This is a genomic window from Streptomyces sp. (assembly GCF_035644915.1).
Classification (GTDB): Bacteria; Actinomycetota; Actinomycetes; order Streptomycetales; family Streptomycetaceae; genus Streptomyces.
On sequence record NZ_DASQNP010000240.1, the window covers coordinates 19,223 to 30,995 of the forward strand.

The window sequence follows — 11,773 nt, forward strand, 5'->3', positions numbered from 1 at the left end:
GGGCGACCCCGGTGGGACGGCGGGGCGGGACCGGACGACCGGGACCGCCCCGCCGTCCTGTCGTTCCGGGCCGGTCGTTCCGGGCCCGCCGTTCCGGGTTCGCAGCCGCGTCAGTCCCACCAGAACGACCAGTGGTCCCGGCCGATCAGCCACTTCTCCGCGTAGCGCGCCAGCGTCCCCGGCCCCTGCCGGACCACGGCGGGGCAGAACGCGAAGTGCTCGGCCGCCAGCGGCAGCGCCTCCGCCAGGTCCCGCGGCGGCGACGGCACGGACAGGTGGAGCACGTCCAGCTCCAGCGCCACCACCCGTATCCCGAACCGCTCCTCCCAGGACCGCAGCACGGCGCCGAACGGCGCGGCGCCGTCGCCGCACGCCAGCGTGCCCGTCCAGCCGATCGCGGTGGGCACCTCGCCGCTGTGCCGCGCCGGGACCAGGGCGATCCGCGGGTCCCGCAGGGTGCCGTGGGCGACCAGCGAACGGGCCACCCCGGCCGCCGCCGCGTCGGGATCGCCCGCCTCCGCGGCGGGGGGCGCCGGGCCGGGCCACCGGGCGCCGTACGGGCGCAGCGCCTCCGCGTCCCCGGCCGGCCCGCGCGCGGTGTGCTCCGCCCACCACCGGGCCAGCACGTCCCCGGCGTCCACGGCCCCGTCCGCGGCTTCGGCGCCGTCGGCGCCGGGCACCGCCCCCGGCAGCAGGTCGTCCTCCACGCGGGTGCCGCGGCCGTCCCTGCCCAGCAGGACGGGCCACAGCCCGGTGCCGTCCCGCACCGGGAGCATCCGCTCCCAGGCGTCGGGCCCGGCGGGCGAGTCGGCGCGCCACAGCAGCGGCGCGTGCCATCTCCCGAGCATCGTGCGGTCGATCAGGGTGCCCGGCGGCAGGTCCGCCGAGGCCACCAGTGAGCGCAGGTCCCGTGCTCCGGCCATCACCCCGACGACGCTACCGGGCGCCGCCGTCCGCCGGAACGCTTCCCCCGCCGTCCGTCCCGCCGCCGCCCGCGCCGGACAGCAGCGGCAGCAGCCGCGCCATCAGCTCCCCGAACGGGCCGTCCGCGGGCTCCCGTTCGACGACGCGGCGGAACACCCGGGCCGTCTCCTCGTCGAACGCGGCCGTCACCGCCGTCAGGGCCAGCAGGTCGTGGACGAGCTGCCGCTCCAGCTCCCGCCGCGGAATCGAGCGCTCCGCCAGCCAGGTCAGCGCCGTGGTCTCGGCGACGCCGACCCAGGAGCGGATCACCAGGGTCATGCGCGGGCCGGGTTCGGGGAGTTCCAGATGGGCCAGGAGCTGCTCGTACGCCGCCTGCCGCACCTCGTCGATCACGGCGCTGGCCCGCGCCGAGCCGACGGCCGAACCGCCGCGCAGCAGGGCCGAGAAGCCGGTGGCGTGCTCCTCGACGAAGTCGAAGTAACGGCCCATCACCAGCAGCAGGCGCGAGCTGAACGGTCCCTCGCGCGGGACGGCGAAGCGGGCCGACAGCTCGTCCGCGGCCCGCCGCACGGCGGCCTCGTAGAGGCTGTACTTGCCGGGAAAGTAGTGGTAGACCAGCGGCCGGGATATCCCGGCCGCGGTGGCGATGTCGTCGATCGACACGTCCTGGGGAGAACGGTCGCTGAATAACCTCAGTGCGACGTCGAGCAGTTGCTGCCGACGTTCCTCGACACCCATCCTGCGGCGTACCCCGGTGGTCATGGGAACACCCTAGCGAGCGCCGGGGAGCGCCGGACGGCGCGTGACCCGGCGCTCGCGGCCCGCGGGAGTGAACCGGAGCAGGTCAGCGTGCGACCGGTGCGGGACCGGTGCAGGATCGGTGCGGAATCAGTGGAGGGCGGCCAGTCGCCCGCCGTCCACCAGCCCGGCGGACAGCTCGGCCCGGGTGCCCTCCGCCACCGGCACGGCGAGGGTGCGGCCCGCCGCGCTGTACGTCACCCCGCCGGTCGCGGTGATCGACACGACGTCCTCGCTGCCCGCGGCGAGCAGGTACCAGGCGCCCGACGGGGACTTCCACAGCACCCCGCCCAGCACCCGCGCCTCCCGCTGCCCGCACGCCGGGCTGTCCGCGGCCCGGGCCGCCACCGCACCGGCCGCGCCCGGCCGCTCCTCCGGGGTCTGGAACCGGACCAGCACCTGCGAGCCGGCGCCCCGCCAGGTGTCCGCCCGGACGCACACCCACCGCGCCAGGCCCCCGCCCTCCGGCAGCCGCTGCTCGGCGAACCGCCAGGCGTTCACCGTCCGCACGCCGCGGCCCGCCAGCTCCGGCAGCCGGCAGGCGGTGCCGGCCAGCACCGTGCGGACCTCGTCCGCCGCCTCGCGCACCGCCGTACCGCCCGCGTCCGTACCGCCCGCCGCCGTCCGGCCCGTCGAGCCGTCGGCCGTGCTCTCCGGTGCGCCGACCGGTGCGCCGTACGTCAGCCGGGCCGGGCTCAGCTCGCCCAGGTCGGTCAGCAGGTACGGGCCGCCCGGCACGCCCTCGCGCCCGTCCGCCGCCAGCCGCAGCGCGGGCCACGCGCCGCACGACGAGCCGTCCAGCGGCGGCCCGGTCACCGGCCCGGTCAGCCCGTCGGCGGACCGCTCCACCGGCCGTCCCGCGTCGGTGGGGTCGAGCAGGTCGACGACCGAGGCGTCCGTGATCCACGGCGCCAGCAGGTAGCGGGCGCCGCTCCGGGTGCGGGTGACCACCAGCGCGCCCGCGGACGCCGCGTCGGCGCCGTCCGTCCGCGCGAAGTCCAGGGCGACCGGCCCCCGCTCCGCACCGGCCGGCTCGGCGTAGCGCACCACCCGCAGCCCGTCGTACAGCACCACCACCGAGGCGCCGTCCACCTCGCCCGCGTACAGCAGGTGCGCCGGGCCGGCGGCCGGGCCGGACGGGGTGCCCGGCGTCGCGGACACCCGCACCGTCCGGCCCGGCCGCGCCCACACCGCCAGCGCCCGCCGCAGCAGCGCGGTGTCGCCGGTGCGCCCGCCCCGGGCGGGCCAGACGGAGAAGTCGGTGCGCGCCGACCGCCGCCACTCCCCGGACCCCACCCGCGTCAGCCGCCCGGGGTCCAGGGCCCGTTCCGCCGCCGGGTTGCGGGCGTACGCCGGGGCCGCCGCGCCGTCCGGCCCCCAGCCGTCGCCCGGCAGGCCCAGCAGCAGCCCGCACACCGCCAGCGCGCACCCGGCCACGGCCGCGGCCCGCACGTGCTGGCGGCGCCGCACCAGGTCGGTGGGCCGGGCCTGGAGCGAGCACGCGTCGAACTCCGCCGACTCCAGCAGCGACCGGTCCCGGCTCCCGGCCGGCGTCCGCACCCCGTCCGCCTCCGCCAGCGCCGCCCGCGCGTCGGCCGCCCCGGCCGCCGCCAGCAGCCGCGCGGCGTCCTCGTCCGCCAGCCCCTCCAGGCGGCGCAGCACGTACGCCGCCCGCGCCGCCGCCGGCACCGCGGACAGCGCCTGGTCCAGGGCGAGTTCGTCGGCGCCGCCGGACCGGGGGAACAGCCGCAGGCCCAGCACCCGCGGCAGCGGCGGCGGTACGGACGGGCGCCACCACGGCCGGTCGGCCCGCAGCGCGGCGCGCAGCACCCGCAGCCGCAGCAGGGCGTACGCGGGATCGGGCGCGCGGCCCGCCGGAGCGGGGACCTTCTGCGCGTCCCGCCCGCGCGGCAGCGAGCGCTGGACCACGGCGTGCGCGGCCAGCACCCGGCGGTGCCGCCCCAGCGAGGGCGGCAGGACCAGGTACGCCAGGCGCACCAGGCGCGGATAGTGCTCGACGAGCGCGGCCTCGGCCCGCTCGGCGTCGACGGGACCGGACGGGGACGGCGGGGGAGCAGGGTGGGGGGAGGTCACATCCTTCAGAGCCACGTTGGGCTGAACGAGTGGACTCCCGCCCGGTCACCCACCGTTGGCCACTGCCCGGGGTGCCGCCCGCCGCTCACTCCACGCGCCACCCGGAGAACTCCACCGTGCCGCGCCCGCCGCCGCCGTCGGCCGCCGTCATGCCGAGCCCGACGTCCTGCCGCCCGGCCGCCCCCGGCACCCGCACGGTCGCCACCGCCCGCCAGCTCTTGCCGCCGTCCGTGGACAGCTCGCCGGTGTACTCGGCGCCCGAGCGCCGCAGCCGCAGCAGCACCGGGGCCTTCACCCCGGTGATCCGGCGGTAGGCGTCCAGCGTGCCGTCGCCGTCGGAGTCGTACGACAGCACCACCCCGTTGGCCGGGGTCACCGACAGGTTGAGGAAGCCGGGGGAGTCCGCCCGCGCCAGCGCGTTCCGGACGAAGATCCCGGCCCGCGCCCACGGCCCGGTCTCCGCCTGGGAGACGACCCGCACGGTCACCGTGCCCCGCTCGCCGAGCCCGCCCGGCCGGTACAGGGCGCCGAACTCCGCGGTGCCCCGCCACAGGTCCGCGCCCCCGCCGTGGACGGCGTACGCCTCGCCCAGCCGGCCGAAGACCGCGCCGTTGGTGGTGACCGTGCGCAGCCCCTGCCCCAGCGGGCCGGCCAGGAACAGCCCGCCGGTGTGCACCGCCCGCACCCGGCGCCCGCCCTCGGCCGCGTACCGCGCCGTCAGGGTGTACGGCAGCCGCCGCAGCGGCCGGGTGAGCGGCCCGTCGGGCGCGGTCACCCGCCAGCGGACCCGCAGCCGCCCGCCCGCCGGGACGCTGGACGCGGTGGTGGGGTCCTGCGGCGCCGCGGTGGCGCCGGACGGGCCGGACAGGGCCAGCTCCACCGGACCGGTGGCGCGCAGCCCGTTGGTGTTGGTGAAGGTGGCCGTCAGCAGCCCGCTCTCGCCCGGCGTCAGCGCCCCGGGCGACAGGGCCGCCTCCAGCCCGCCCTGGTAGGGCGCGCGGGCGAGCGCGTCGCGGACCCGGACGGCGGTGGCGTACGGATCGCCCACCGGCCGCAGCGGGTACTCCTTCCGCTCCCTGGTCCAGGGCTCCTCGACCGCGTACCAGTCGATCGGCTCCGGCTTCCGCCCGGCGGCCAGGGCGGCGTCCAGCTCGTCCAGCAGCAGCCGCCAGCGCATCAGGTAGAAGTCGCCCATCAGGCCGTGCCAGTCGCGGTTGGCGTAGTCGTGCAGCCGCCCGGCGTCGGAGACGGTGCGTCCGTCCCACACCGTCAGCAGCACCCGGGCGGTGCGCTCCAGCTCCGCCGCCTCGGCCGGGGAGGTGGCCATGCGGCGGGCCGCGTCCGTCCACGGGCCCAGCAGGAACTGCCGGTGGGTGCCGGCCACCTCGTCGGCCAGCGTCATCAGCCGCAGCCACAGCGCCGACAGCTCCCGGAAGGCGTTCCGGTCGCCGCGCCCGTAGGCGTCGCGGAGCTGGGGGAGGAGCCGGCGGCTGCGGTTGGCCAGGGCCTGCCGGGCGACGTCCACCAGGTCGTGGCGGTAGGCGTCGCTGCCGCGCAGGGAGCCGGCCACCGCCAGCAGTCCCTCCAGCGCGGCGTCGAAGCGCGCCGGGTCGTAGGCCAACTCGGTGGGGCCGTACTGCCCGGCCCGGGTGGCGGACAGGTCGGGGCGGGCGGCGAACAGGCTGTCGTGGGGGAAGCCGTACAGCCTGGCGCGGTGCCGGTAGGCGGTGTCGTGCAGCGCCCGCCAGGCCTTCCGCGCGCCGGGGTCGGCGCCGCCGTAGCGGTACCCGGCGTACCGCGCGAACCACGCCGGCAGGTCCACCGGTCCCTCGCGCCAGGCCAGTTCGGAGAAGAAGTCGAAGGCGGCCGGATCGCGGTCGGCGGACTCCGGCATGTACGCGGTGCCCACCAGGGCGCTGCCGGGCTTGTCGCGCCAGGCGTAGAAGCGCTCGTTCCACACGTGGGTCCTGGCGCCCAGCAGGGTACGGCCGCCGAAGTTGGGGATGGTGCCGAAGCAGTAGGGGGTGGAGTTCCAGTCGGCCTCGCGGTCGGAGACGGTCTCGGTGCGCTCGGAGATGCCGTCGACGATGAGCATGCGCCGCTTGTCCACGGCGTCCACCAGCTCGCGCCGCGGGTTGTCCTGCCAGCCCAGGATCACCCAGGTCGCCCCCGGGTGGGCCTTCTGCAGCGCGGCCTCCACGCCCCGCGCGGCGTCCGCCACCGGCACGTCGCCGGCGCTCCCGCCCTCGTGCAGCAGGTCCATCTTGAAGTGCCGCGCCTGGCCGAACAGCGCCTTCTGGTGCCGGTAGAAGGCGGCGGCGACCTTGCCGAAGGCGTCGGTGCGCGGGTCGAGCCAGTCGGGCCGCTCGAAGCCGTGCCAGGTGCCCTGCGGGACGGTGCGGGCGCCGGGGTTGCGCGCGGCGAAGTCCCGGGGCACCGTCCCGTAGTAGCCGGGCAGCACCGGGTGCATGCCCAGCTCCCGCAGCCGGGCCGTGATGCGCCGGCCCAGCTCGGCGCGCCTGTCGATCAGCTCCCGGCTGAGCGGGCCGCCGTAGCCGCTGAGGTTCTGCAGCAGCCACCACGGCTGGTGGGAGGGCGCGGGCAGCCAGCGGCGCGCCTCGGCGTCCGAGTAGCCGAACTCCGTCAGCACCCGGTGGTAGACGGCCTCGTGCCCGGCGATGACCAGCACCTGGTTGCAACCGTGCAGCGCCAGGACGTCGATCAGGCGCTCCCAGTACGGCCAGTCGGCGTACGGGTGGGTGTAGCCGTCGTTGGTGTCGTTGAGCGCGAAGCGGTTGGGCAGGGTGGTGGAGCGCTCCAGGGGACGGGCGGGGGCGGGCAGGGCGGCGGGCAGGTCGAGCTGGCTGCCCGCCCAGGAGACGTGCGCCCCGCAGACCTCCTTGAGGTACCAGTGGACCCCGGTGAGCAGGACGGCCGGGGACGTCCCGGCCACCTCGATCCGCCCCTCGGTCCCGGTCACCCGGAAGCGCTCCGGCCCGCCCCGGGCGTCCAGCGCGGTCAGGTGGAACTGCGCGGCGTGGCCGGGCAGCAGTCGGCGCAGCGCCGCGCGGGCGGGCTCGACGGCGGACTCGGCGCGGGGGCGGCGCGGCGCGGCGGCGGCGCTCCCGGCCGGCGTCAGGCCCGGGCCGACGGCCGTGGCCAGCCCCGCCGCCACGGTCCCGGCACCCAGCACGGCGCGCCGGGACATCCCCGGCGCGCCCGTTCCTCCCCGGTCGCCGCGGGGGAGGGCCGTCCGGGGGCTCACCCCTGGTCCAGGTAGGCGAGGACGGCCAGGACCCGGCGGTTGTCGTCGTCGGACGGCGGCAGCCCGAGCTTGCCGAAGATGTTGGAGGTGTGCTTGGCCACCGCGCGTTCGGTGATCGTCAACTGCGCCGCGATGGCCGTGTTCGACCGGCCCTGAGCCATCAATTCCATGACCTCCTTCTCGCGCGGTGTGAGGCGGCTCATCGGCCGGTCCTTCTCCCGCCGCGTCAACAGTTGCCGGATCACCTGCGGGTCCATGGCCGTGCCGCCCGCGGCGACCCGGCGCACGGCGTCGACGAACTGGTCCGCGTCGAAGACCCGGTCCTTCAGCAGGTAGCCGACTCCGCCGCTGCCGTCGGCGAGCAGCTCACGCGCGTAGAGCTGCTCGACGTGCTGGGAGAGGACCAGTACCGGCAGTCCCGGCCGTTCACGGCGGGCCCGCAGTGCGCACTGCAGGCCCTCGTCGGTGAACGACGGCGGGAGCCGGACGTCCACGACCGCGACGTCCGGGTCCAGGTCGGCCAGTGCCCTGCTCAGCTCCGGGCCGTTGTCCACCGCCGCCGCGATCTCGAAGTCGTACGCCTCCAGCAGCCTTACCAGGCCGTCGCGCAGCAGAAACAGGTCTTCGGCGAGGACAACACGCACGGCGGCTCCCGGTGCTCCCTGTGGGCGGTCGGCGGCGCCCGCCCGGGGCGCCGCCGCTCACACCCTAGGTCCGTCAGCCCCGCGGGAGAACGGTGGAGAGCACGGACGGCAGCGGGTACCAGTCGGAGGTGACGAGGTTCGCCCGCCGGGCCGCCAGGTCCGCCACCCGGCCCAGCGCCTGAGCCTCCGTCGGGTGGGTGGCGCTGATGGCGGGGGCCACGTTGTGGGCGTCGGTCATGACCAGCAGGTAGTTCCGCCCGGCGTACCAGCCGGTGTCGATGCCGCCGCCGACGTACGCCGAGGCGTCGCCGTCGAAGACCACGAACCACGGCCGGATGGAGGCGTCGGAGTAGCGGGCGGTGCGCGGGTCGCCCGCCTCGGCGCGGTGCACGGCGGGGAAGGCGGCGGCGCTGCCCAGCCGCCCGGCGGCGGCCAGGTCGCGCAGGTGGGTGGCGTACTCGCGGTCGGTCCACAGCGAGTCGAAGGGGTTGGACTCCTCGACCGTGCCGGGGATGAGGTGGATCAGGAACTTCCCCGCCAGCGCGTTCCGGGTCGGCCAGCCCTTCGCCCGTACGGCCTCGTCGAGCGTGGCGTGACCGGCGGCGAGGTCGGCGGGCCGGTAGAGGGCGTCGCCGAGCTTTCCCGTGACCAGGGCGTCGAACTGCGCCGGACCGCGTCCGAGGTTGGCCGCGAACCCGTCCTTCATCTCGATCTTGATCAGGATCGGCCGGTGCCCGGGGTGGGCGTCGTGCCAGGCCCGCAGGTCGGCCAGGCACCCGGCCAGGCTCTGGTTGCGGGACTTGGCACGCAGCTCGGCGGCGGTGGAGGCGTTGACGCAGTTGTTGTCGTTGCCCAGCGGGTTCTCGTGCGACACGCGCCAGGTGCCGCCGGAGAAGTTGGTCCACACGTCCAGCTCCAGCAGCGCGGCGCCGGAGTCCAGGGCGTCGGCGAGGTAGGGGTACTTGCTCTTCTCGTAGGCGTTGTGCACGCCCACGCCGGTGGTGGCGGAGTACGGCAGCGACCCGGGGTCCGCCGCGCCCGCGGGCGGCGCCGCCGCCACCGCGGCCAGCAGCGCCAGGCCCGCCCCGGCCGCCGCCGACACCACTCTGCTCCGCTGCCGCTTCCGCCGTTCCGTCCGCACCCGTGCCATCTGCTCCGCCTTCGCTGTGGGGGTCAAAACGCGCTCACAGTAAGGGAGTTGGGGCGGCGCGGGGAGGGTGCGCGCATGACGGGAAGGGAAACGGCCGGGGCCGGGCGGGGAACGCCCGGCCCCGGCCGGCGCGGTCAGCGCCGGAAGGGCCCCGACACCTCGAAGGTCATGCCGCCCAGCCCGGCCGGGTCGCCGAGGGTGCCGCGCTGGGAGGAGAAGTACAGGCGGGAGCCGTCGGGCGAGAAGGCCGGACCGGTGATCTCGGAGTCGCCGTGCCCGTCGAGCCGGATCACCGGGGCCACCACGCCCTCGGGCGTGATGACGTTGATCTCCATGTTGCCGCCGTCCTCCGCGACGTACAGGTCGCCGGAGGGGGTGCCGGTGATGTTGTCCACGCCGTCCAGCGGGGAGTCCGCGTCGTACGCCACCGACAGTTCCCGCCGCTCGGCGTCGTACGCCCACACCCGGTTGTCGCCCTTGGTGGTGAACCAGCAGACGCCGTTCGCGTAGTGGCAGCCCTCGCCGCCGTCGAAGTGGCGTGCCGCGCCCACCTGATGACGGGTCTGCGTGCCGAACACCGGCGCCGACGGGTCCGGAACCGGCCGCCACTCCACGCCGCCGCCCGCCGACTCGCACAGCACCTCCAGCCGCCCCCGGGACAGGTCGCCCCAGACCTCCGGGGTGTAGCGGTAGAAGCAGCCGTCCGACTCGTCCTCGGTCAGGTAGACCACGCGCCGGTCCGGGTCGCAGGCGGCGGCCTCGTGCTTGAAGCGGCCCATCGCGGGGTGGGCGACCGCGTCGCGCCTGCCGTACGGGTCGGTCTCGAAGACCCGGCCGCGGTAGATCTCCTCGCACGACAGCCAGGTCCGCCACGGCGTCGCCCCGCCCGCGCAGTTGAGGCTGGTCCCGTCCAGGACGCGGTACGCGCGGTCGATCGAGCCGTCGGCGCGGAAGCGGATGGCCGAGGCACCGCCGACGAGGGGAACCTCGGAGTTGGAGACGTAGATCCAGCCGTCGCCGTCCGGGTAGCAGGCCCCGCCGTCGGGCGCCGGATGCCACAGGATGCCGCCCACCGGGAGGCTGGACCGGGCCACGATCCGGCTGCGGAATCCCTCCGGCAGCGCCACCCCGTTGGCGTCGGGCGTCCGCAGCGGACCGTACGGGCTCACCCCGGCGGCCGTGCCCGCCGCGGTGGCGGCCCCCTGCCACAGGGCGCCGGAGAAGGCGACGGCGCCCGCGCCGACGGAGGCGGTTCTGAGGAAGGTGCGTCGCTGCATGCGGTCTCCCGGGCTAGAAAGGACGTGTACACGTCACCATCCCGCGCCCCGGGTGCCCGCAGAAGGGAGGCGGGGGAGAAGATCCGGTGAACTGCCGTGTCGGGCGGAGGGGAGACCGGGGCCTGAGGGCGACCAGGACCGGGCCGGCCGCCCGGCGGCGCGGCATCCCGCCCGGCGGACGCGCACCGGAGGAGAGGACGGCCGCGAGGCGGACCGGGCCGGCTCGCCGGAACTCCGGCGTGCCGCGGCGCACGCCTGGGGCGGGTGCCGACGGCGAAGAGCACACTCTCCGGGGAGTGCGTTGACGGGCCGGGGAGCGCGTCGACGAGGACCGGGAGGGAACCGATGCGTCGGCCCCGGACACCGTGCGGGTGTCCGGGGCCGGAACCGGTGCGCTCAGGCGGCTCAGAAGGAGAAGAGCGCGCCCGTGGAGTTCTCCATGACGCAGGCGTTGGGGAAGGTGTGCGCGTACGACACCTTGCGTCCCTCCCAGACGCCCTCGGCGGTGACCACGATCGGGTCCCAGATCATCGGGCAGACCCCGTCGTTGTCGGTGTTGACCAGCGAGGCGATGTCACCGTCCACGGACCGCAGTTCCGCGCACGCCTTGCCGGGCTCGGGGTGGCTGCCGTCGGAGGTCGGCGAGCAGCTCAGCACGGCGCTGCGCTGCACGGTGGCCAGCGACGGGTCCTCGCCCTCACCGATGGTGAGCACCAGGTTCGAGGGCGCGTACAGACCGTCGGGCTCGGCGGGGGCGGCGGTCGCGGTGGCCGCCGTACCCGCCAGGAAGGCGGCGGCCAGCGCGGCGCTTAACCCGAGTCCCTTGGTGGCGTACCGCATGTCGAACACTCCTTGGCTCGATGTGTCAGGTTCCGAACGAACGCGTTGCCTAGGCTAAAAAGGACACACATCTGAACGATCGGTTCCGGTCACCTTCTGTAATGCTTTACCGGTTTCGAAGCCATTTGGGCACTTGAGGGATGTTAAGACCGCTTTGCTGCACCGCCCGAAGCGGAGTCGAAGGCGGACGGGCGGGCATATGACACGCCGTCGATCTGCGGCTCCGCCCCACGGCGGACTCGCCCGATCACCCCGACTCGACCGGAAAACACCGCCTTCCCGCCCGCTCTGGTACGCGGCCCCGCCCGGAGCCCGGGCACGGGCACGGGCCGTCCGGGCGGGAGGGCGGCGCGCCCTCTCGCCCGGACGTGTGCGGTCATCCGGTTCGGTGGGTGGCGTGGAGGAGCAGGACCAGGGCGACGGCCGAGGCGGTGACCAGGACGGCCGTCCAGGTGCACGACTCCAGGCGCCCGCGGCGCCGGCGGTGGGACATCACGCCCGCTCCCCCTCCCGCAGCGGGCAGCCGAACAGCGGCGTCCAGTCGGCGCGGCCGGCGAGGCGGTGGGTGTGCACGGTCAGGGCAGGTGTCTCGTACCGCCAGCCGCCGGAGGTGTCGGCCAGTGCCCGGACCCGGGCCGGGTCGTGGTAGGCCAGCGGCGACAGGCAGCCGCGCATCCCGCGCAGCATCGCGGGCACGTCCTGCCCGACCAGCACCCCGTACGCCACCCCCGGCACCATCGGCTCCCGGCGGCGGACGGTCCAGCACAGCCGGTACCAGCCC

The 11,773-nt window shown here is 76.1% G+C and carries 9 protein-coding genes; all 9 read right to left on the reverse strand.

What is annotated here, in order from left to right; genetic code table 11:
• Positions 1–110: 110 nt before the first annotated feature.
• Positions 111–923, reverse strand: a complete 813-nt coding sequence (locus VE546_RS25655) for a DUF4253 domain-containing protein (RefSeq protein WP_324926363.1) — start codon at positions 921–923, stop codon at positions 111–113.
• A 13-nt stretch (positions 924–936) separates the two neighbouring features.
• Entirely contained in the window at positions 937–1,686 is a 750-nt protein-coding gene (locus tag VE546_RS25660; RefSeq protein ID WP_324926365.1) for a TetR/AcrR family transcriptional regulator, read from the reverse strand.
• A 126-nt stretch (positions 1,687–1,812) separates the two neighbouring features.
• On the reverse strand, positions 1,813–3,831 hold the full coding sequence (locus VE546_RS25665; protein ID WP_324926367.1) for a hypothetical protein: 2,019 nt from the start codon (positions 3,829–3,831) through the stop codon (positions 1,813–1,815).
• Between the two features lie 70 nt (positions 3,832–3,901).
• On the reverse strand, positions 3,902–7,024 hold the full coding sequence (locus VE546_RS25670; RefSeq protein WP_324926369.1) for an alpha-N-acetylglucosaminidase TIM-barrel domain-containing protein: 3,123 nt from the start codon (positions 7,022–7,024) through the stop codon (positions 3,902–3,904).
• Positions 7,025–7,077: 53 nt separating this feature from the next.
• Positions 7,078–7,725, reverse strand: a complete 648-nt coding sequence (locus tag VE546_RS25675; RefSeq protein WP_324926371.1) for a response regulator transcription factor — start codon at positions 7,723–7,725, stop codon at positions 7,078–7,080.
• Between the two features lie 73 nt (positions 7,726–7,798).
• The gene (locus VE546_RS25680; RefSeq protein ID WP_414720587.1) at positions 7,799–8,875 is read right to left on the reverse strand and encodes a phosphatidylinositol-specific phospholipase C domain-containing protein; all 1,077 of its coding nucleotides are present in this window, start codon (positions 8,873–8,875) and stop codon (positions 7,799–7,801) included.
• A 134-nt stretch (positions 8,876–9,009) separates the two neighbouring features.
• Positions 9,010–10,152: an alkaline phosphatase PhoX gene (locus tag VE546_RS25685; RefSeq protein WP_324926375.1), complete on the reverse strand. Its 1,143-nt coding sequence runs from the start codon at positions 10,150–10,152 to the stop codon at positions 9,010–9,012.
• A gap of 405 nt (positions 10,153–10,557) precedes the next feature.
• Complete coding sequence (locus tag VE546_RS25690) at positions 10,558–10,992, reverse strand: subtilase-type protease inhibitor (RefSeq protein ID WP_324926377.1); 435 nt, start codon at positions 10,990–10,992, stop codon at positions 10,558–10,560.
• A gap of 492 nt (positions 10,993–11,484) precedes the next feature.
• Positions 11,485–11,773 (reverse strand): hypothetical protein (locus VE546_RS25695; protein WP_324926379.1); only part of this gene is annotated, 289 nt, incomplete at its 5' end.

Excerpts from the sequence above, each read along its gene's own strand:
- VE546_RS25655 (WP_324926363.1), bottom strand. The coding sequence starts at position 923 with ATGGCCGGAGCACGGGACCTGCGCTCACTGGTGGCCTCGGCGGACCTG.
- VE546_RS25660 (WP_324926365.1), bottom strand. The coding sequence starts at position 1,686 with ATGACCACCGGGGTACGCCGCAGGATGGGTGTCGAGGAACGTCGGCAG.
- VE546_RS25670 (WP_324926369.1), bottom strand. The coding sequence starts at position 7,024 with ATGTCCCGGCGCGCCGTGCTGGGTGCCGGGACCGTGGCGGCGGGGCTG.
- VE546_RS25680 (WP_414720587.1), bottom strand. The coding sequence starts at position 8,875 with ATGGCACGGGTGCGGACGGAACGGCGGAAGCGGCAGCGGAGCAGAGTG.
- VE546_RS25685 (WP_324926375.1), bottom strand. The coding sequence starts at position 10,152 with ATGCAGCGACGCACCTTCCTCAGAACCGCCTCCGTCGGCGCGGGCGCC.
- VE546_RS25690 (WP_324926377.1), bottom strand. The coding sequence starts at position 10,992 with ATGCGGTACGCCACCAAGGGACTCGGGTTAAGCGCCGCGCTGGCCGCC.